The 22294-nt window shown below is 66.1% G+C and carries 13 protein-coding genes; 9 read left to right on the top strand and 4 right to left on the bottom strand.

Translation table 11 applies throughout. The features are described 5' to 3' along the window. Positions 1 to 9 precede the first annotated feature (9 nt). Together AC1DW3_RS11390 and AC1DW3_RS11385 are read right to left on the bottom strand one after the other, a co-directional pair. A complete protein-coding gene (locus AC1DW3_RS11390; RefSeq protein ID WP_477931421.1) occupies positions 10 to 1524 on the bottom strand; it encodes a tryptophan halogenase family protein in 1515 nt (504 codons plus the stop codon). Further along, on the bottom strand, positions 1521 to 3029 hold the full coding sequence (locus tag AC1DW3_RS11385; protein ID WP_477931420.1) for a tryptophan halogenase family protein: 1509 nt from the start codon (positions 3027 to 3029) through the stop codon (positions 1521 to 1523). The genes AC1DW3_RS11390 and AC1DW3_RS11385 overlap by 4 nt, the downstream gene beginning before the upstream one ends. Positions 3030 to 3341: 312 nt before the next feature. Between AC1DW3_RS11385 and AC1DW3_RS11380 the strand changes: the two genes are divergently transcribed. From AC1DW3_RS11380 to AC1DW3_RS11340, 9 genes are all read left to right on the top strand, one after another. Continuing rightward, positions 3342 to 5243 (top strand): RICIN domain-containing protein, encoded by a 1902-nt coding sequence (locus AC1DW3_RS11380; RefSeq protein ID WP_477931419.1) that lies wholly within the window; start codon positions 3342 to 3344, stop codon positions 5241 to 5243. Positions 5244 to 5355: 112 nt separating this feature from the next. Then, entirely contained in the window at positions 5356 to 7473 is a 2118-nt protein-coding gene (locus AC1DW3_RS11375; RefSeq protein ID WP_477931418.1) for an SGNH/GDSL hydrolase family protein, read from the top strand. Positions 7474 to 7707: 234 nt separating this feature from the next. Beyond that, entirely contained in the window at positions 7708 to 10215 is a 2508-nt protein-coding gene (locus AC1DW3_RS11370; protein WP_477931417.1) for a beta-mannosidase, read from the top strand. Positions 10216 to 10261: 46 nt separating this feature from the next. Continuing rightward, positions 10262 to 13270 carry a TonB-dependent receptor gene (locus AC1DW3_RS11365; RefSeq protein ID WP_477931416.1) on the top strand — a complete coding sequence of 1003 codons (3009 nt, stop codon included), beginning with the start codon at positions 10262 to 10264 and terminating at the stop codon, positions 13268 to 13270. A 120-nt stretch (positions 13271 to 13390) separates the two neighbouring features. Continuing rightward, positions 13391 to 14491 (top strand): glycoside hydrolase family 26 protein, encoded by a 1101-nt coding sequence (locus tag AC1DW3_RS11360; RefSeq protein ID WP_477931415.1) that lies wholly within the window; start codon positions 13391 to 13393, stop codon positions 14489 to 14491. 27 nt (positions 14492 to 14518) lie between these two features. Continuing rightward, the gene (locus AC1DW3_RS11355) at positions 14519 to 15745 is read left to right on the top strand and encodes an AGE family epimerase/isomerase (RefSeq protein WP_477931414.1); all 1227 of its coding nucleotides are present in this window, start codon (positions 14519 to 14521) and stop codon (positions 15743 to 15745) included. Beyond that, positions 15742 to 16638 carry a carbohydrate kinase family protein gene (locus AC1DW3_RS11350; RefSeq protein WP_477931413.1) on the top strand — a complete coding sequence of 299 codons (897 nt, stop codon included), beginning with the start codon at positions 15742 to 15744 and terminating at the stop codon, positions 16636 to 16638. Before AC1DW3_RS11355 ends, AC1DW3_RS11350 begins: the two co-directional genes overlap by 4 nt. Positions 16639 to 16766: 128 nt before the next feature. After that, a complete protein-coding gene (locus AC1DW3_RS11345) occupies positions 16767 to 17819 on the top strand; it encodes a LacI family DNA-binding transcriptional regulator (RefSeq protein ID WP_477931412.1) in 1053 nt (350 codons plus the stop codon). 246 nt (positions 17820 to 18065) lie between these two features. After that, positions 18066 to 19640 (top strand): methyl-accepting chemotaxis protein, encoded by a 1575-nt coding sequence (locus tag AC1DW3_RS11340; RefSeq protein ID WP_477931411.1) that lies wholly within the window; start codon positions 18066 to 18068, stop codon positions 19638 to 19640. On the opposite strand, the gene AC1DW3_RS11335 is transcribed toward AC1DW3_RS11340, so the two are convergent. Both AC1DW3_RS11335 and AC1DW3_RS11330 read right to left on the bottom strand, forming a co-directional pair. Continuing rightward, positions 19641 to 20600, bottom strand: a complete 960-nt coding sequence (locus AC1DW3_RS11335) for an MOSC domain-containing protein (RefSeq protein ID WP_477931410.1) — start codon at positions 20598 to 20600, stop codon at positions 19641 to 19643. It lies immediately after the preceding gene. Further along, positions 20587 to 22290, bottom strand: a complete 1704-nt coding sequence (locus AC1DW3_RS11330; protein WP_477931409.1) for a DUF5060 domain-containing protein — start codon at positions 22288 to 22290, stop codon at positions 20587 to 20589. The genes AC1DW3_RS11335 and AC1DW3_RS11330 overlap by 14 nt, the downstream gene beginning before the upstream one ends. Positions 22291 to 22294: the final 4 nt, after the last annotated feature.

Here is a 22294-nt window from a genome sequence, read left to right as displayed (position 1 = left end):
GCAACGTCGCTAGGCCGTGCAGTAGTTCCGAACGTAGTCGGCATGGTCGGGCAACTTCATGGCGATGGACTGAAGTTGCTTGCTCACATGCTGGAGGAAAAACTCGCATTCCGCTCCGCTCAGATGGTCGGCCAGGGGATGGTGACGCTGCGGAACGAGACCCTGACCGATCATGACTTGCAACCAACTGGGGTCCGAAAACAGGTCGAGGTGGGCGGGATGCAGATGGCCGGCACGCCCAAAGGCCGCCATCTTGCGATGCAGTGATTCGGGTATCGACATCGTCCGCACTTGCTTCCAGAACGGCGAGTCGTCGCGTCGCGTCAAGTGGTAGTGCAGGATGATGAAGTCCCGGATGCGCTCGAACTCCTCGTCGGCCTGGGCGTTGTGCTCGTCGATGTCGGCCTGATGAAAGTCGCCGTCGGGAAAGAACTTGATCAGCCGCGACAGGCTGGATTGGACGAGGTAGAGGCTGGTGGATTCGAGCGGCTCCAGGAAGCCGCTGGCCAGGCCCATGGCCACCACGTTCTTGTGCCACATCTTCTTGCGCTTGCCCGTCTTGAAGCGCAGCGTGCGCGGCTCGGCCAGGGCGGGCCCGTCCAGGTGAGCCAGCAGTTGCGCCGTGGCTTCGTCTTCGCTGATGTGGGCGCTGCTGAAGACATGGCCATTGCCGATGCGGTGCTGCAGCGGAATGCGCCACTGCCAGCCCGCGGCGCGCGCCGTGGCGCGCGTGAACGGGGTGAGAGGCGCCACGCTTTCGCAGGGGACGGCCACCGCGCGGTCGCAGGGCAGCCAGTGCGTCCAGTCCTCGTAGCCGGTGTGCAGGGTGTCCTCGATGAGCATGCCGCGAAAGCCACTGCAGTCGATGAACAGGTCTCCCTCGATCTGCTCGCCGTTCTCCATCTGCAGCGCCGTGACGAAGCCGTCCGATGGGCGCTGCAGCGCGCACACGACCTTGCCTTCGGTCCGGCGGACGCCCCGGGCCTCGCTGATCTGGCGCAGCGTGGCAGCGTACAGCCCGGCATCGAAGTGATACGCATACGAGACCGGCACGCCCAGCCCCTCACCCTGCAGGGGGCGGGCCTCGCGGGCAAACCTGTTGGCTTCCGCCATCAGGCTGTTGAGTGCGTAGGCGTCCAGCGGCAGCGCCTTGCCCTCGTGGTGCATGCGCACCCAGAAGTGATGGAACGACGCCAGGCCCAGGTCGCGGCCCACGCTGCCAAAGGTGTGCAGATAGCGCTCACCCCGCTGCCCCCAATCGACGAACTCGATGCCGAGCTTGAAAGTGCCCTGGGTGCGGCGCAGGAACTCGCTCTCGTCCAGCCCGAGCGCGTGGTTGAAGGCGCGCATCTGCGGGATGGTGGCCTCCCCAACACCGACCGTGCCGATGGCTTCGCTCTCGACGACGTGGATGCTGCGCTTGCCGTGGAAGGCGTGGGACAGGGCAGCGGCTGCCATCCAGCCGGCGCTGCCGCCGCCCAGGATGACGATGCGCTGCACAGGTGGGGCGGGTGGGGTGTTCATGGGGTGGCCTGAAGAGCCGTACCGAGGATCTCGGCATCGGGCAGAGGAGCTTGTTCGGCGCGGCGCTGGATGTCGGCCTGCAGGGCCTCGCAGCTCCGGCGCACGTCGGCGGCCTGGAAGCGGGCAAGGCGCGGGTCCAGCTGCTGCGGCCGCACGCCCAGGCCGTCGTAGACCGCCAGCCAGCTGTGGTCCTGGAAGGTCTCCCATTCATGGCGCACGAAGTGGCCATTGGCGCGGAAGACGGCCAGCTTGTGGGCCAGGGTGTCGGGCAGCGGTGCCGCGGTGACGTGGCGCCAGAACTCACTGTCGCGGCGCTCGCTCAGCGCGTAGTGCAGCACCAGGAAGTCGCGAATGCGCTCCATCTCCAGCAGCGAGGCGCGGTTGAACTCGGCCGCCAGCGCGGGCGCCTGCGGGCCGTCGGGCCACAGCGCCAGCAGCTTGTCGATGGCCGAGTGGATGAGGGTGATACCGGTGGACTCCAGCGGCTCCAGGAAGCCCGCCGACAGGCCGATGGCCACGACGTTCCTGATCCAGGGCTGGGCGATGTGGCCGGGGTCGAAGCGAATCCAGTTCGGCTCCGCCAGCGGCTCGCCGTCCTGGTGGGCCTGCAGCAGTTGCAGGGCCTGCTCGTCGCTCATGAAGGCCGAGGCATAGACGTGACCGTTGCCCACCCGGTGCTGGAGCGGGATGCGCCAGCGCCAGCCGGCCGACAGGGCCTGGGCCAGCGTGTAGGGCGTGGCCGGCCCGGTGCCGACGGTGGGTTGAGCCACGGCGCGGTCGCAGGGCAGCCAGTGGCGCCAGCTGACCCAGGGCTGCTGCAGGGCCTGGCGGATCAGCAGGCCGCGAAAGCCCGAGCAGTCGATGAAGAGGTCGGCTTCCAGGCGGCGGCCGTCGGTCAGCGTGATGGCAGTGAGGGCGCCGCTGTCGGGGTCGATGTTGGCATGCTCAAACACGCCGTCCAGGTGCTGCACGCCGCTGTCCAGCGCCTGGCGGCGCAGGTGCTGGGCGAAAAGGCCGGCGTCCAGGTGCAGGGCCCAGCGGTAGATGTCGTGATCGGCCTGCGGCTGGGCGGCCGGGGCGGCGAAGCGGCCGCGCAGGGCCATCTGCGCGCACAGGTTGAAGTCTTCCAGCCGCAGCTCCTCCGCGTCGCCCTGCGCGTTCAACCAGGCCAACACCTGATGAAAGCCCACGCCGCCGGCGCTGGCGCCATACAGGCCGAAGCCATGAAAGTAGCGCTGACCCACGGCGCGCCAGTCCTGGAAGGCAATGCCGGCCTTCAGCGTGGCGCGACTGTCGCGGATCAGCGCCGGCACGTCGGCCTGCACGCTGGTGAGGTAGTCAAGGATGGCCGGCACCGTGGCTTCGCCGACGCCGATGCTGCCGATGGCTGCGGAGTCCACCAGCGTGACGGCCAGCGGCCGCCCGGGACGGGCGCGTCTGGCCAGGGCCAGCGCCGTCATCCAGCCGGCGGTGCCGCCTCCAATGATCAATACCCGTTCAGTCATCGTGCGCTCAAGCGAGTTCGCTGGTGGTGAGGCGCTCGGCGCGCGCAGCTTGATCGACCCTGGTCAGCGAATGTGTTTATGGAACACATTAATGTTGCCACAACAAATATTCACAAGTTTGTCCGTCTTCGCCCGCGTTTACACCTATTTGCTGGGGTTCCGTGTGACTCACACACTGGAATCTGATGTAAACATAGTTTTGTTGATCAATGTTTACATCTTTCGTAAAGATCCAACGCCGAAGTTAAACGTCCCGCCATCCAACGCTGGATGGTGGAGCGCTCGCCGCAGGCCAAAAACACGGAGACAACCATGCCAACCCTTTCCTTTGCCCCGCCTAGAGCCCTACCGCTCGCCATTCTTCTGTCAGCTGCCGCCCAGGCCGCCGTCGCCGCGCCGCCCGCTCAGGGCCGGTACCAGCTCGTGTCCGTGCACAGCGGCAAGTGCGTGGACGTGGCCGCGGCCGGCACGGCCGACGGCACCAATGTGCAGCAATACACCTGCAACGGCGGGCTGGCCCAGGCCTGGGACTTGGCGCAGACCGCTGCGGGCGAGCACAAGCTGCTGACGGCCATCAACGGCAAGGCGCTGGACGTTGCCAGCGCCTCCCGCAACGACGGCGGTAATGTGCAGATCTGGACCGACAACGGCACCACGGCACAGCGCTGGACGGTGCAGCAGGTCAGCGGCAGCACAACCGAGTGGACTCTCATCAACCGCAACAGCGGCAAGTGCGTCGATGTCGCCAGCGGCTCGACAGCCGATGGCGCCAACGTCCAGCAATGGGCCTGCAACAACAATCCGCAGCAGCGCTTTCGCTTCGTGGCCAAGTCCATCGGCGCCACGATCTCGCCCGGCCGCTACACGCTGACGGCGCAGCACAGCGGCAAATGCCTCGACACCGCCGCCTCGGGTACGGCCAACGGCACCAACCTGCAGCAGTACGCATGCAACGGCGGCGCAGCCCAGGCCTTCGACATCACGCGAGACGCCAACGGCTACTACCAGATCGCCAACATCCTGAGCGGCAGGCTCGCCGACGTCGCCGCAGCCTCGACGGCCGATGGCGCCAATATCCAGCTGTGGAGCGCGACGAATACCGACAACCAGCGCTTCACGCTCAACGACGTCGGTTCGGGCCGCTACCAGGTCGTCGCCCGTCATTCGAGCAAATGCCTGGATGTCGCGGGCCAGTACACGACCGACGGCGCCAACGTCCAGCAATGGAGCTGCAGCAGCCAGACCAACCAGCGCTGGACGTTCACCCCGACCACGGTGTCGGCGGGCTCGCCGACGGCGCGGCTGAAGCAGAACATGATGAACTTCTTCTACGGCATCTCCGGCCGGCAGACGTTGGTGGGTGTCCATAACAAAAACTCGGCCACGCCGACGAGCGACACCCAGCGAGTCGATGCCATCGCGAGGCGGCCGTCGTCGTTTTGGGGCGGCGACTTCGGATTCGGCAACGAGTTCCTCAACTACCGCAGCGTGATGATTGCCGAGGCGGCCAACCAGTTCCGCAAGGGCGCGGCCGTCAGCCTGACGTACCACGCCTGCGCGCCGACACGGGACGAGTACTGCAGCTGGGACGACATCGGAGGCTCCCGCCCGGCCAAGCTGACTCCCGCGCAGTTCCAGCAACTGCTGACGCCCGGCACGGCCCTCTACAACACCTGGATCGGTCGCCTCAACACGCTGGCTGGCTACCTGCAGCAGCTCAAGGATGCCGGCGTCGTCGTGATGTTCCGGCCGCTGCACGAGATGAACCAGTGCGTGTTCTGGTGGGCCTGCCACACCGGCCAGTACGGCAGCGCCGCGCTGTTCCGCCTGACGCGCAATTACCTCGCCAACACCAAAGGACTGGACAACATCATCTGGGTCTGGAACGTGCAGGACTTCAACAGCCTGGCCACCGATGTCGACGCCTACACGCCGGGCCCCGACTACTTCGACATCGCCTCGCTGGACATCTACATCAACGGCTACACCGAGGCCAACTACACCATCATGCAGCGCATCTCGGCCGGCAAGCCCATCGCCATTGCCGAGAACCAGTTCGTCATGACGTCCTCGCAGCTGGCCGCCCAGCCGAAGTGGATCTTCCAGATGCTGTGGCCCGACTTCATCGACGACCCGCGCAACCGCGCCGCGCTGCCGGGTCTGTACGGCGCCAGCAACGTGCTGACGCTGGACGAGATGCCGGGCTGGCGCTGAGCCCGGGTCGGCGTGGCAGCGCGCGCTGCCGCACCGACGCCGCTTGAGTGTGCCGGCCGACCGCGATGCGGTGGCCGGCGCGCACCCCAAAAACAATCATCGAGACACCGCAATGAATTCGTTCGCAAAACTGCTGCTGGCCGCTGGCGTGGCTGCAGCCCAGGGCCTGTCGACATTGCCTGCCGCCGCCAGTACTGGCGACGGCGCACCGGCAGACGCCAACATCGTCTACGTCGGGCGCTGGGACCGCTCCTCGCCCAGCCAGGCCGTCAGCTACTACGGCGGCTCGTACTTGCGAGTCAATTTCAATGGAACGCGCGTGTCAGTGAAGCTCGCCGCGCCGGCCAATTTCTACGCATCGATCAATGGCGGGCCCGACGTGCTCTACGAGGGCCGGTCCGGCACGGTCAACCTGACGCCCAGCCCGCTCGCCAACGGCACCCACAGCCTGCGCATCGCGGCCAAGTATCAGAGCGACGTGCTGAAGTTCCAGGGCCTGGCGCTGGACAGCGGCGCATGGACATCCCTGCCCGCCGTGCGCCACAACACCATCGAGTTCGTCGGCGGCTCCATCGTCGCGGGCTATCTGAACTCCAAGCAGGCCTTGTCGGACCACGCCTGGCTGATTGGCGAGCAACTGGGCGCCGACCACACCCAGGTGGCCTACACCGGCATCTGCCTGGTGGACCAGCTCCAGTGCTACTCGCCCAATGCCATCGGCATGAGCCGGCAGTTCTTCAAGCAGAAGACCGTGGACTTCCCCGGCGCGCCCGACTGGGACTTCGGCGCCTACCAGCCGCGCGCGGTGGTCATCAACCTGGGCACCAACGACAGTGCCTTCAATGTGTCGACGGCGACCTTCCAGGCGGCCTACACCTCCTTCCTGCAGGGCATCCGCGCCAAGTACCCGTCGGCCGAGATCTTCGCGATGCGCTTGTTCAACGGCGCCTACGCCGACCAGACCCGGGCCGCCGTGCAGTCCCGCGTGGCGGCGGGTGATGCGCGCGTGCGTTTCGTCGACACCAGCAACTGGCTCGTGCCGGCCGACTTCACCGACGGCACCCACCCGACCGACGCCGGACACGCCAAGGTCGCCAAGCTGCTGGGCCCCTTGCTCAAGCCCGCCGTCACGGGCTTCTTCAGCAGCTTCGAGCAGGGCGAGCCGGCGGCGCGCAGCAACACCGTCGAGTTCAGCGCCAACGTCACCAACGGCGCCGGCATGGCGGGCGGCATGGACAGCGGCACTTCGACCGCAGCCGCTCATGCGGGTGCACGCGCGCTGCGCATCGCCGGCAACGACCTGAGCGCCACGCAGTCCTACTCGTACAACCGGGTCTACGACGTGACCCTGCCCGTGGCGGCCAATACGGTGCTGTCCTACTGGATTCGACCGGACAACCTCAACGGCCGCTCCACCGCGGTGGATGTGCTGTTCACCGACGGCAACTGGCTGCGCAACCTCGGTGCTGTCGACCAGCGCGGCGTCACGCTGCACCCCAATGCGCAGGGTGCCGGCGGCCAGCTGCAGGTGGGGCAGTGGAATCTGGTGAGTTCCAGAATCGGCGCGGTGGCCGCTGGCAAGACCATTCAGCGAATCGCCATCGGCTATGACCAGCCTGGCGCGACAGGGTCGTTCAGCGCATCGGTAGACGAACTGTCTATTACCCAGACGCCATTCGCCACGGGGTTCGAGACCACCGATGCACCGCCCAACTGGAGCGACACCGTGCGTGCCAGCGCCAATGTCGGCGGCTACTGCTGCGGCAAGAGCGCGATGGAATCGTCGCCACGCGTCGGCGTGACGGCACACGCAGGGGCGGGCTCGCTGCTGTTACAGGGGCGCGACAACAGCGCCAGCCAGAGCTACTCCTACAACCGCCTGTTCGCCGTCAACATCCCTGTGACGGCGACCACCAACCTGTCCTACTGGATCTTCCCGGCTGTTGAGTCCGGCAGTGGCACCAGCGGCGGCTATGTCGCCATCGACCTGCTCTTCTCGGATGGCACTTGGCTGCGCAACACGGCCGCAGTGGACCAGCACGGCGTGCGACTCAGCCCATCGCAACAAGGAGCCGGCGGCCGCTTGGTGCAGGGCGCGTGGAACCTCGTCAGCAGCAACGTCGGCGCCGTGGCGGCCGGCAAGACCATCGTCGAGATCAACGTCGGCTACGACCGCGCCGATGCCACTGGGGCATTCCGCGGCTATCTGGACGACCTGCTGATCTTCTGAGGCCGACCTGCAGGGGCCCCGTTAAGGCATCGGGGCCTCTGAGCAGCGCGAACGCGTTCGTTTACGCAACAAATAGATGTTGCAAAAACAAAACGAACGCGCTCAATCGATGTTTCCCCCTAGTTGCCAGGCAAGATCGGAAAGAACACACTCCAATACATGTAAACAACAAGAGTTGTTTATTTTGTTTTAACAAAGCCAGAACGAACGCCGATCCTGCTGCCCGGCCTTGCCATGACGACCCTTGCCCTTACCGACCTTCATCTGCCCAGCGATTGGGTTTGCCGCGCGTTCGACGATAACGAGCCCCTGGACGCCGTGCTGGACGCCGCCGATGGCTGGCACCTCGCCCAGGTGCCGGGCAACGTCTATCAGGACCTGCTGCAGGCTGGTCTGATTCCCGACCCCCACCTCGCGATGAACGAGCGCGACGTGCAGTGGGTGGCGCAGCGCAACTGGGTCTATCGCCTGGATTTCGAGCTGGCTGAACTGCCTGCGACTGGCGAGCTTGACCTGCTCTGCGAAGGTCTGGACACCTTTGCCCAGGTCTGGCTGAACGACCATTGCCTGCTGCGAAGCGACAACATGTTCGTGCCGCATCGGCTGCCGGTGCGCTCGTGGCTGCGCGAGGGCCGCAACCGCATGGTGCTGACCTTCGACTCGGCGCTGCGCCGCGGTCGGGAAGTGGAGGCCGAGCACACCAAGCTGCCGCTGTGGAATGGCGACAGCAGCCGCCTGTATGTGCGCAAGGCGCCCTACCACTATGGCTGGGACTGGGGTCCGGTGCTGCTGACCAGCGGCCCCTGGAAGCCGGTGCGGCTGCAGGCATATACCCAGCGCATTGCGGACGTCTGCACGCCGGTGCGGTGGAGCTGCGACGACAGCGTGGCGACCGTGTCCGTGCAAGCCGAACTGACCGGGTCGAGCTCGCGGTCCGCGAGCGAGTTGCTCCATGTCTTGTTCGCGCCGGATGGACGCGAGATCGCAAGGCGGGCAGTGAACGCGGATGCCGTGCGCTCCGTGGTGACCGAGCTCACCGTGGCCGAGCCTGAGCTGTGGTGGCCATCCGGGATGGGCGCGCAATCGCTCTACCGACTGGTGCTTGAGTTGCGCGCCTCCAATGGCGACGTGCTGGACCGCAGCGAGCGCAAGCTCGGCCTGCGTCGCCTGGAGTTGTTGCAGCAACCCGTTGAAGGCGAACAGGGCTCGTCCTTCCACTTCAGCGTCAACGGCCGCGAGTTCTTCACGGGGGGCGCCAACTGGATCCCGGACGACAACCTGCTCAATCGCATCACGCCCGAGCGCTACCGCGAGCGCGTTCAGCAGGCGCGCGACGCCAACATGGTGATGCTGCGCGTGTGGGCCGGCGGCATCTACGAGGACGAGGCTTTCTACGACGCCTGCGACGAGCTCGGCTTGCTGGTCTGGCAGGACTTTCTTTTCGCCTGCGGCATCTACCCGGCCCATGACGCCTTCGTCGAGAGCGTGAAGCAGGAGGCGACCGCCGCCATCAAGCGGCTGCGCCACCGCGCCAGCCTGGCGATCTGGTGCGGCAACAACGAGGACTATGCGATCGCCGAGACCTTCGGCCGCTACGGCCCCGGCAAGAACGACGACATGCCCGCGCGACGCATCTACGAGCAAGTGCTGCCCGAGCTGTGCGCCGCGCTGGACCCCGGCCGCCCCTACTGGCCGGGCAGCCCCTATTCGCCGGCCGAGGGCGAGGTCAAGCTGTCGAGCGATCAGAGCGTGGGAGACCGCCACACCTGGGAGGTCTGGCACGGGCAGATGGCGCCCTATGCGGACTACTGCAAGTTCGAAGGCCGCTTCGTCAGCGAGTTCGGCATGCAGTCCCATCCATCGCTGGCCCTGCTGCAGCAGGCGCTGCCCGCCGCCGACCTGCATCCGCACAGCGAAAGCCTGGCCTGGCACAACAAGGCCGGCCTGCAGATGATGGACGGCCATCGGCGCCTGGCCGTTTACCTGGCCGACACGCTGCGCGTCGGCCCCACGCTGGCCGACCAGGTGTACTCCACCCAGTTCGTGCAGGCCGAGGCCATGCGCTACGCCTACCAGGACTATCGCCGGCGCTGGCAGCGCCCGGGTGCGCGGGGTGTGGGCGGTGCGCTGGTCTGGCAACTCAACGATTGCTGGCCGAGCACCAGCTGGGCGCTGATTGATTCCAGCGGCGCCGCCAAGCCTGCCTGGCATGCCGTCCGACGCGCACTCGCGCCGCTCAGCGTCGCCGTCCGGCAGGGCGCCGATGGCCTGCGTGTCTGGGTGATGTCATCGCGGCAGGCTGACGCGCCCGTCACGCTGACTGTGCGCCTGCATGACCTGCAGGGCCAGCCCCAAGGTGAGCAACGGCTCGAATTGGTGGTGGCTGCCAACGGTACGACGGAGGTGCCGCTCACGCTGGCGCTGCCTTCGACCCCTGTCATCGCCACAGCATTGCTGCAGGCCGGCGACCAGGACCTGGCCCGCGACTGCGCCTGGCCCGAGCCCTTCCGCTTCCATGACCTGCCCGCTGCCGGGCTGCAGGCCGAGCGCGGCGCGTCAAGCCTGTGGCTCAGCGTGCGGCGCCCGCTGAAGGGCCTGTGGCTGGACGCGCCGGGCCTGCGTTTCGAAGACAACTTCATCGACTTGGTACCCGGCGCGCCCGTGCGCGTGGATTTCCAAGGCAACACGACGACGCCGATCACCGCTACCGCCCTGGCGCATGCCGCCTGGCAACTGGGCTGAGCGCCCATCCCACCCTTCCCACCACCGATAACACGAGGAGACACACATGAGAACCCACCGATCCCGCATCCGCCCCGCGCTGACCGCGACCGCCGTCGCCAGCGCGCTCGCCTGCTGCCTGACGACCGCCCACGCCCAGGATGCGAGCAAGTCCTCCGAGCAGCTCGAGACCGTCATCGTCACTGGCCTGCGCAAGTCGCAGGAGCGCGACATCGATCTCAAGCGCGGCGCGGCGACCATCGTCGACTCCATCACCGCCCAGGACATCGGCAAACTGCCCGACGCCACCATCACCGACTCCCTGCAACGCATAAGCGGCGTGCAGATCCGCCGCGAGGCCGGCGAGGGCACGGCGGTCAACATCCGCGGCCTGCCCCAGGTCGGCACGCTGCTCAACGGCGAGGAGTTCATCACCGCCGGCAGCATCACCAGCGTGCGCCCCAACTACTCGGACATCCCGTCGCAGCTGTTCGCGGGCGCCGACGTCTACAAGTCGTCCACCGGCAAGCTGCTGGGCGCCGGCATCTCGGGCACGGTCAACCTGCGCACCATCCGGCCGCTGGACCTGCGCAAGGGTTGGTTGACCTCGGTCGCCGCCGAGTACGGCAACGGCAACAAGGTGGACGCCGCCTCGCCCTCGGTGAACGGACTGGTCGCCTACACCGGCAACGGCCTGGGCTTCCTGCTCGGCGCGGCGGTCAGCGACAGCAACGGCTACACCGCCCGTGAAGGCAAGTACGGCGGCGCCTTCAGCGTGCGCAACGAGGGCCTGTCCGGCGAGACCTTCCGCGCCGACGGCGTGCCTCGCGGCACGCCCGTCACCAATGCCGGTGGCACCGTCATCGGCTATGACGTGAACGGCAACGGCACCGCCACCGACGCCTACTTCAACGACGACGCGCACCGCTCCTTCAAGCGCAACATTCAACGCAAGCGTGCGGGCGTGAATGCCGCTTTCCAGGCAGACGTCACCGACGACCTGCGCCTGACTGCCGAGGCCTTCTTCACCAAGCAGGACCAGTACGACCGTGGCGCGGGTCTGGAGATGAGCAACACCTCCTGGTCGGGCGCCCAGTTCACGCCGGGCAAGTCCACGCCCAAGGTGCAACTGCCCGCCGGCTATGGCGGCGGCAACGGCGGCTACACGCTCAACACCGTGCAGAAGTACGACGTGCTGATCGCCAACCTCGACAGCCTCAGCGAAACCGCCGTCACCAAGGCCAAGTCCACCAATGCCAACCTGGAGCTGGACTGGGACAATGGCGGCGCGCTCAAGCTCAAGGCCCGGGCCCTGTACGGCAAGGCCAATCGCGACCTGGACAACTCCTACGCCCAGTTCTCGCTGACCGATGGCAACCAGTGGTCCAAGGGCATCGGCTACTACCCGCAAGGCACGCTGGCGTTCAATGCCGGCGGCATCCGCTCCCTGACCGTGCCCGCGTCGGTGGACTACACAGGCGAGCATCCGCAATGGACGCTGCCGGCATCGGTCACCAGCCGCTTCAGCGATCCGGCAAACTACGCGCTCAAGACCATCTCTTCGGAGAACAACAACCACGCCAACGTGAAGAGCAGCGCGCTGCGCCTGGACGGCAGCTATGCCTTCAGCACCAACACCAGCGTGGACTTCGGCGTGCGCCATGGCAGCCGCGAAGTCGACAACTTCGCCTTCGACCGCCTCGCGCCGGTCTACAAGGGCCAGGGCGCCAGCGACCCCAACGGCTGCCTGGTCAAGTGGAAGGCCTTCGACGTGCGCCTGGACAACAGCGCATGCACGGCGGGCAATGCGGCCGGCGCCTTCACCGCCGGCCTGACGCGCAAGATGAACGACCCGACCCTGCTCGGCCAGTACGGCCTGCTGCAGAACATGCCTGGCAACACCCCGGCCGTGTACGGCCTGAGCGCCAAGGCCATGGACAACCCGGCGGCCTTCCACGAGCGCCTCTATCCGGGCGAGGTCGAGGCCATCAACCCCGGCCAGTCGTACCACATCGAGTTCAAGCAGGACTCCTTCTACGTGCAAGGCAACACCAAGGGCTATCTGGGCGACATGCCCTGGAGCGCCAACCTGGGGGTCAAGCACATCAAGACCAAGTTCGATGTCCAGCAGCACGACGTGGGCGCCAGCCGGCCCTACGGTGCACCTGCCGCCGACCTCGGCGTGACGGTCAAATCACGCAGCTTCTCCGACACGCTGCCGGCCTTCAACTTCGTCATCGACCCAGTGCAGGACGTCAAGGTGCGCCTGGCGTATGCCAAGAACATGTCTCTGCTGGACCTGCAGAACTGGGGCGGCGGCCTGCGGCTGAACTACGGCATCGACACCTCGGTCACGCCCAACATCTTCCGCGTGCTCAGCGGCAACCAGGACGGCAACCCCGACCTCGACCCCTGGCGCTCCAAGAACCTGGACCTGTCCTTCGAGTGGTACAACCGCCCGGGCGGTCTGGTGAGCCTCGCCTTCTACAAGATCGACATCGCCACCTCCATCGGTAGCGGCTCGATCAAYCGGCCCGACCTGCCCGACCTGGACGGTGTCGTGCGCCGCGGCGCCACGGTGCAGAGCGTGATCCAACAGAAGGGCTCCAAGCTCAAGGGCATGGAGATCGGCACCAAGCAGCGGCTGGATTTCCTGCCGGGCTTCCTGTCCGGCCTGGGCGTCGAGGCCACCGCCACGCTGTCGCTGGCCGACACGCAAGGCAACGACCTGGCCGGCAACAAGGTGCTGTTCGGCGACAACTCGCGGCTGCAGACCAACCTGGTGCTCTGGTACGAGCGCAATGGCCTGCAGGTGCGCCTGGCGCACAACCACCGCTCCAAGCGCGCCGACCAGAACAACTACCAGGGCTGGACGGGGCTGACGCTGTATCAAGCCGCCACCAACTACGTGGACGCGTCGGTGTCGTATGACGTGAACTCGAAGTTCTCGGTCTATGGCCAGGTCTCCAACCTGACCAACGAGTACGACCGCTACTACGTGACCTGGGCCGACCAGAAGGCTTGGAACAACGTCTACGAGCGCAAGTACTTGATCGGCGTGCGCGCCAAGTTCTAACCCCACCACCTGCGGCCCTTCAGGGGCCTGTCGCGAGGCCACGAGAGACGCTGCTGGGCCGTCCGCGAGACGGTTCTGGCGGCGTTCGTCCCCTCGCATCACAACCTCAAGAGAAACACCATGAAGAACGAGCGAATTCCCGCGCTTGCCGCCGCGTTTGCGGTAGCGGCATCACTGGCTGCCTGCGGCGGCGGCGGCTTGGACAGCAATCAGACCACGCCCTCGGCCCCCTTCGTAGCAGCGCCGGCCCCGGCGCCTGCACCCGCCCCCGCGCCGGCTCCCGCGCCGGGCCCTTCATCGGCGGCCCCCGTCAAGAAGAAGATCCTGGACTACATCGCCAGCATCTCCGGCACCAAGACGTTGATGGGCATGCACAACAAGAACTCGCCCACGCCCTACAGCGACTCGGCCCGGTTGGAGGCCATCACCGGTAAGCCGGCCGCCTTGTGGAGCAGCGACTTCCTGTTCGGCAGCAACTATGTCAACGCCCGTCCCACCATGATTGCCGAAGCGAAGAAGCAGTTCGAGCGCGGCGCTCTTGTCAACCTGCTCTATCACGCCTGCGCCCCCACCCGCGACGAGATGTGCAGCTGGGACGACATCGGCGGCGCCAACCCGGAAAAACTGAGCGAGGCCCAGTTCAAGGACCTGCTGACGCCGGGCACGACGCTGCACAAGAACTGGATCGGCCGCCTGGACACCTTGGCCACCTACTTCCAGCAGCTGGAGGATGCCGGCGTCGTCGTCATGTTCCGCCCCTTCCACGAGATGAACCAATGCGTCTTCTGGTGGGCATGCCACACCGGCACCTACAGCACGCCGGCGCTGTACCGCATGACGCACGACTACCTGACCAAGACCAAGGGGTTGGACAACATCATCTGGGTCTGGAACGTGCAGGACTTCGACACGCTCGGCACCGACGTCGACACCTACAACCCTGGCAACGAGTACTTCGACATCGCGTCGCTGGACATCTACATGAAGGGCTACACCGACTTCAACTACCAGACCATGCTGCGCGCTGCGGCCGGCAAGCCGATCGCTATCGGCGAGAACCAGTACGTGCCGACGGCCGCCCAACTGGAGGCGCAGCCGAAGTGGGTCTTCCAGATGTTGTGGCCCGACTTCATCGACGACGCCCGCAACAAGGCGGCACTGCCAGGCCTCTACGCCTCGCCGAACGCAGTGACCCTGGACAAGATGCCGGGATGGAAGTGAGCGGTTCGCATTGAGATGGAAGCCAGCATGATGTCGCCTCTGCCCAAGTTCCGTGACCCGCAGTTCCTGCAGGGCCATATGCGCCACACGCTGGCCTTCTATGCACCGCGCGTGAAAGACGCGACCGGCGGTTGCTTCCAGTTCTTCAAGGACGACGGCAGCGTCTACGACCGCCGCACCCGCCACCTCGTCAGCAGCACGCGCTTCGTCTTCAACCACGCGCTGGCCTGGCGCTGGTTCGGCGGCTCGGTGGGCGATGTGGCGCACGCGCTGGCCTTCGTCAACGATGCTCATGCGCAGCCTCAGGGCGGCTACGCCTGGGTGCTGGATTGGCACGAAGGCCGGGCCCGTGTCACCGACAGCGCCAACCACTGCTACGGTCTGGCCTTCGTCCTGCTGGCCAATTCGCACGCCGCCGAAGCCGGCGCGCCTGGCGCTCGCGAGGGCATTGCCGCCACCTTTGAGCTGATGGAGCGGCACTTCTGGGAGCCTGACCATGGCCTCTACGCGGACGAGGCCACGGCGGACTGGCAGGTCGGCTCCTACCGCGGCCAGAACGCCAACATGCACGCTTGCGAGGCCATGCTGGCCGCCCACGCGGCGACCGGCGAGCAACGCTACCTCGACCGTGCGTTGACCCTCGCGACGTCCATTGCCCAGCGCCAGGCGGCCCTTGCCGGCGGCCTGGTCTGGGAGCACTACAAGCCCGACTGGACGCCTGACTGGGACTACAACCGCGACGACAAGACCAATATCTTCCGGCCCTGGGGCTTCCAGACAGGTCACCTGACCGAGTGGGCCAAGCTGCTGCTGATGCTGGAGCGCCGCCTCGGTGCTTCGGCGCCGGACTGGCTGGTGCACACGGCCCGGCACTTCTTCGACACGGCCATGCGTCATGGCTGGGACGCCACCCACGGCGGCCTGGTCTACGGCTTCGCGCCGGGTGGTGAGGTCTGCGATGCGGACAAGTACTTCTGGGTGCAGGCGGAAAGCCTGGCCGCGGCTGCCTGGCTGGCCGTGCGAACCGGTGACGACAGCTACTGGCAGTGGTACGACCGCCTGTGGGCCTATGCCTGGCAACATTTCGTCGACCACGAGCACGGCGCCTGGTATCGCATCCTCGCGCCCAACAACGCCAAGCTCACCGACGAGAAGAGCCCCGCCGGCAAGACCGATTACCACACCATGGGCGCCTGCCAGGACGTGATGGCAGCCCTCCGTGTTTCGCCAGCCGTCGCCCCACTTGCCGCATGACCGCTCCTGTACTGATCAGCTTTGGCGAGGCGCTGACCGACCTCGTGACCGACGGCGCGGAGGGCTTTCGCGCCTTGTGCGGCGGAGCGCCTTGGAATGTCGCGCGCGCTTGCAGCGCTCTGGGCCTGCCGTCCGCCTGGGCCGGTGCTATCAGCGTCGATAGCTTCGGTGACGCCTTGCACGAGGCCAGCCGGGCAGCTGGCCTCGATGTGCGATTCATCCAGCGTATCAAGGGCCGTCCGCCGCTGCTGGCCGTCGTCGACCGGCTTGACCCGCCGCACTACTTCTTCATCGGTGAGCGCAGTGCCGACCTCGCTTTCGACCCCGCTCTGCTGCCCTCCGACTGGGATGCGCAGGCGCGCTGGGTCTTGTTTGGCGGCATCAGCCTGGTGCGCGAGYCGCTGGGGGAAGTTCTGGAGCACATCGCGCAGTCCCTCCCGCCCACGGTGCGCCTGGCCTTCGACCCCAACCACCGCGCCATCATGACGCGCCAGGATCTGCCGCGCCTGGAGCGCTTCGTGCGCCGCGCCGCGGTGGTCAAACTCAGCGATGAGGACCTGACCGGCTACTTTCCCGGCCAGGCACCGCAGGCGTCGCTCACCGCCCTGCGCGAGGCCAATCCACAGGCTACCTGGCTCTACACCCAGGGGGCGGGCGGCATGACGCTCTTCGCTCCCGGGCAGGAACCCATCAGTCGCCCGCCACTGCCGGTCCAGGTTGTCGACACCGTGGGCGCCGGCGATGCCAGCATGGCCGGCTTGCTGCTCGCGCTGGATTTGCAACTGTCCCCGCCGCAGCAACTGGCCCATGCACTCGCTGCGGCCAGCCTGGCCTGCAGCCGCGCAGGTGCTGCGGCCCCAACCCGCGCAGAGTTGGACGCTGCCTTGGCCTGACATCTCAGCCGCTGTTGTTTTAGTAATCAAATAAACATTTCGCAAATCATTCTTGCCCGGCTCCATGAAACAGGGTTCCGGTGCCACAATGGATGCCTAATGTTTATCAAACAAGCAGGGATGTCGGCATGACTGTGAAGCCCAATTTGACGATCCGCGAGTTGGCGCGTCTGGCGGGCGTCTCGATTGGCACCGTGTCTCGAGCTCTAAAGGGACAGCCGGGGCCCTCGGCCAGCACCCGTGCGGAAGTCATGCGCGTTGCCGAGGAGCATGGCTACGACCTTGGGCGTCTGCGCAGCGGCCGGCCGCGCCGCGTCGTGCTGGTCTACAACCGCAGCTTGGTGGGTTCAATGACCGCCAATCTCTTCTATTCCTATGTGTTGCACGGTGTCGAGACGGCTTGCCGCGAAGGCGATGAGGTCGTGTTGAGCGTCCTCTCGGTGGCGCCCAGCGACGACATCGTGGCCCGCATCAAGCGGCACGAGCCCGATGGGCTGCTCAGCGTGGGCTACTTCGACACGGAATGTCTGGAGGCTCTGCGTGCCTGCGAGCTGCCTCTGGTGTTGGCGGATCATTTCGTGCCGGGTCTGAGATGCGTCAACGATGACAACCTGCAGGGGGCGCTGCTCGCCACGCGCCATTTGATCGACGGCGGCGCCAAGCGCGTGGCGGCGATCTTCGGCCCGCCGGTGCACCACTCCATCGCGCTGCGCGCCAAGGGATTCCGGCGTGCCCTGTTCGAGGCACGCATCCTGGCCGATCCCGAGCTCGAGATCACGTTGGACCCCGAGCTGGCTTACGACGAAGCCGCGCGTGACGCGATGCGGCGCCTACTTGCACTGCCCGAGCGGCCCGACGCTGTCTTTTGCTACAACGACCTGACGGCGTTGCACGCTATAGAAACCTGCCGGGAGGCCGGCATCCGCGTACCGGAAGACATCCGCTTCGTCGGCTATGACGACATCGAGGCTGCAAGCCACAGTGAGCCCAGCCTCTCGACGGTCAAGCTCGACAAGGAAGCCCTGGGCTATACCGCCGCCATGGCCTTGATCGAAGGCGATATCGAGCCGGGCGACACCCTGTTGCCCGTCGAGTTGGTGGTGCGAGGCAGTTCAGAAACTGCGCAATCGCGTGCATCTCGTGACTTAGGCAAGTTACCAGAGGCCGTCATCGCCGGGTGAAGCCTGAAGCGGGTTGACTTGTACGAGTCGGATGAGGCACCGATTCGTTGCCCGCCAGCCGGACTGCGGTAGAGGTGAAGTCGTCCGATGGGCCGTTGCGGCCGCACGCTGATTTAAGCAACGGTCTGAACGTCTGCGCCTGCGCTCTCAATCAATCCGTCCCATTCCGCTTCCATGTGACGGAGGTCCTTGCCATTGACGGGCGCTTCACTAGCATGGTCGCCGATCAGACTTGGAGACATCAGCATGAACCTAACGACATGGATGCGCAGTTTCTCGATCCGTGCCCGCATGAATGGCACGATCGTGTTGGTGCTGCTGGCGTTCGTGGCCTTGGGTCTCATGGGACTGATAGGCGGGCGTCAGCTGATGGCGCTGAACACCGACGTGACAACGCACGCGATGCACGATCTCCAACTCCTCAGCACCATCCGCCAGGCCCTTGCCGAGGTGCGGCTGCTCGAGAAGGAGATGGTCATCGCGTATGAGGAGCCAGACCAGGTCAAGCAGCGCCGCCAGGGCTGGAATGCCGCCGCAGAACGCCTCGCTACGGCCTTGCAGGGCCTGCAGGAAGCCAAGCAGGAGGACAACAAGGCCGCCGCAACGGAAGCGATCAAATTTCTTCAGGACTACCGCACCGGCGCGGAGCACGTGCTCAAGCAAATCGAGGCCGGCGGCTTCGACACGGCCCGCGTGGCCGATCGCATGCTCAATCGACCCAAGGCCGCGATGGGTGAGATGGAGAAGCGCGTCGAGACCATCGCCACGCTGATTGACCAGCAGGCCAAAGCCAGTGAGACCGAGTTCGCCGCCGAGATGCGCCGCATTGCCTGGCGCTCACTGGCGGTTCTCATCGTCATCATCCTGCTGGTCGTGCCGCTGACCTTGATCAACTCGTCCACCATCATCGGCCCCATGCGCTATGCCGGCACAGTGGCCCAGTCCATCGCCAGCGGCGACCTGAACAATGCCATCCGTATCGAGGGCAGCGACGAAGCCTCGGAGCTGCTGCGCGCGCTGGACGCCATGCAGGCCAGCCTGCGCGAGCTGGTGCGCCAGGTGAAGACCTCAGCCCAGAGCATCGAGACGGCCAGCGGCGAGGTCGCCTCGGGCAACCAGGACCTGAGCCACCGCACCGAGCAGGCAGCGGCCAGCCTGGAGGAGACGACGAGCTCGATGGAAGACCTGACCAGCGGCGTGCGCCTGGGCGCCGATGCGGCCGGCAAGGCCCGCCAACTGGCCGAGGGCGCCGCCGAGGTGGCGCGCCGCGGTGGCCAGGAGGTGGCTGAGGTGGTCGCGACGATGGACCAGATCAACGACAGCTCGCGCCGCATCGGCGACATCGTCGGCCTGATCGACAGCATCGCCTTCCAGACCAACATCCTGGCCTTGAACGCGGCCGTGGAAGCCGCGCGAGCGGGCGAGCAGGGGCGCGGCTTCGCCGTCGTCGCCAGCGAGGTGCGCGCCCTGGCCCAGCGCTCGGCGGGCGCGGCGCGCGAGATCAAGTCGCTGATCGCCGCCAGCACGGAACGCGCCGAGGCCGGTTCACGCCTAGTGCAGCATGCGGGCGCGACGATGCAGGAGATCGTCCAGCAGGTGCAGAAGGTCAGCGACATGATCGGCGAGGTCGCCGCCGGCGCCTCCGACCAGAGCGCGCGAATCGGTCAAATCAATGGTGCCGTGGCGCAGTTGGATCACATGACCCAGCAGAACGCAGCGCTCGTTGAAGAGTCCGCCGCCGCGGCCGATAGTCTGCGCCAGCAGCTGCAGTTGTTGACTGGGGCTGTGGAGCAGTTCCGCCTGGATGGCTCTGCTCGCTAGCTAGGACGAGCGCCGGGTCGCTCGCGTATCCGAGTGAGCCGGCGACAGCCCGCCCGCGTCCGCCCGCTCATAGCCAGGCGCGGCTCTCTTCGTTCGTGCGAGATTGGTAGTTTCAGTATGAGCGCACCCAATCATGCCGCGTTCGAGCCTGCCTGCTGCTCGCGCCGCGCCATTGAAGCCGAAGGTCGGTGCGCGCAGGTCGCGCTCACGACTCATGGCGGCAAGCAGCGCCAGCGGTTGCTTCCCCGCATCCGCTGTCTTCAAATCGATGTTGGGTATGACGCAGCGAACACACAGGCTTTCCCGCGTCGTGATGAGCGGTTCGCCCAACCCGCTGTGCAGCCAGCTGATGCTTGCAATAGCCTCTTCAGCGAACGGCAGCAACTGCGTGCCGTCCCCATCGACGACGAGGTTGGCGCGAAATCTTTCGATCTCCACGGGCGGCTGCCCTATCAATGCCAGACGCCGGTTCAGCTCGCGCCATGAAGCCAGCGAGACGATGTGCAGGGGCAGCAGGGCTTGGCGCTCGACGCCCTCGCGCCCCAGCCGGGCCAGCCGGAAGGGCTGGCCGATAGCGGCCTGAATCCACTCACTAACCGCCGTGCCGGCGTCGCTGGCGGTGAAAGTTTCGGTCCGCTTGTCGATGTCGTTCCACATCTGCACCGTGCAGGCCTGACTGGTGTTGTCGAAGGGCACGAGAAAGTTGGCCATGCCTGGCGCGCTGAGCACCAGGCCGTCGCAGTCGTTGCGAGCCTGGATGAGTGCCATGCGATGGAACTCCCCCATCCAGGCCTGACGCCCGTCGGGGGTGAGCATCACCCACCCCCGGTCACCGACCACGCCGGTGCGCGGTGACACCTGCGCCGCCGCCACTTCGTAGCCGCCGCAGGATTTGACGGGATAGATCCACAGGCCCGACAGCCGCACCCGCCGAGGTCCCTCAGCGTCAGGGTTGCGCATCGAGGATGAGAATCAGGTCCTGATGAGCCTGCAGCTCGATGGCGTCGAGGCTGCCGGTGAAGGGCTGCGCGGACTGGCGTTCCGGGTTGTAAGCCGTCACGGCGCCCTTTGCGCGCTGATGCCCCGAGAAGGTCAGCGCCGTCGTGACTGCGGTGTGGCCGGGGTTGTAGAGGTAGACGAAGGTCGACGACCCGGCGGCGACGGCGAAGTGCCTGACGCCGGCGCCGCTCGCCGTCATGGTGACGGGTTTCAACTTGCCGCCGCCGACGGCCTTGAGCATGCGCTGGTTGATCTCCTGCACGCCGCGGAAGTAGGGCACCATGCCTCGCTCATCGAAGTACTCCCACCACCAGGACATCGGCAGGATGGGGGTCGGATTGAAGAGGCCATACCAGAGCTGGCGCTTGAAGTCGCCCTTCATGCCGTCGGCGAAGTCGTCGAAGTTCTTCTGCCAGTCCCATTCATAACCCGCCTCGCCGATGACGTAAGGCTTGCTGTGGCGGGCGCTGAGCTGCTGCAGCGTGGCCGGAATGGACTCCAGGCCTTTGTAGATGTGCTTCTGGTTGATGTCGATGTGCGGCAGGTCGTTCAGGCCTGCCACCTCGCGGTGCGAGATGCTGGTTGTGATGATGTGGCCGTGCGGATCGATCTTGGCGAGGTAGTCGCTCATCTCGCGGTGCCACGCCGTGACCAGCCGGTCCGGGATGGGGTTGGCCTTGTCCGCATAGATCGCGTTGTCCACCTCGTTGAAGAACTCCCAGGCGGCGATATGCGAGCTGTGGCTCCACTTCGCAACCAGGAATCGCAGCTTGTCCTTGTAGCGCTTCTTGGCCGCTGGTGAGCTGAAGAACTCCGCCGGGGTCGCCGCTGCGCCACCGTTCTTGCGGTTGTAGCTGCTGCGCTCCCAACCGGTCTCGATCAGGCCCGCATGGCTGTCCAGGGCCACCATCAGATACACGCCCTGCGCCTCGGCGATGCGCAGCAGTTCGTCCATGCGCCGGATGCCGCTTTCATTGAAGCGCGATGAACTCGGCTGGTAGCGGGCGTTGTTGTCCACCCATTGCCAGTCCAGCGGCAGGTTCCAGTAGATCATCCAGACCCGCGCGAAGTTGCCGCCATGCTTGGCGAGCTTCTCCAGCATCTGGTCGTAATTGAAGCGGCGATCCTCGTGCAGTGATTTGAAGAACTTGGAATCGTCGATATCGCGTTTCTCCCAGGCGAGGTTCTCGCCGACGCCGCGGAACAGCTCGCCGTTGTCGAACTGCAGCAGCCAGGAGTCACGCACATGCAGGAAGCCCTTGCCCGTTCCCTTTCCGACCGTGAAGCGGCCTGCGATGTCGGCGCGACGAGGCTTGCCGTCGTCCTGTACGACAACCTTGTATTGGTACTCGCCCACCTCCTTCGCCGCCAGCGTCGCGCGCCAGCTCGAGGCCTGCTGGCTGGCACCGGCAATGAAATAGGCCGGCAGCACGAGCTGGCGGCCGCTCGGCGTCGTGATCGCCAGGTCGACGCTGATGTCGTCCGCGTCGAAGGGGCTGCGCCATTCGGCGACCAGGTCGAAGGAGAAGTCCAGCTTTTGGTATTGCTTGACGTCCTGGGAGGACAACGTCGCTGTGGCCGCGTGGACGCTGCTGCTCAGGGCGCCGCCCAGCAGGAGGAGGGGAAGGAGGCGAAGGAGGATCTGCTTCATGGTG

The organism is Roseateles sp. P2_H4, from assembly GCF_056403315.1.
The sequence above is the reverse complement of the archived record's forward strand: the minus strand, read 5'-3'. Positions and strand labels throughout refer to the sequence as shown.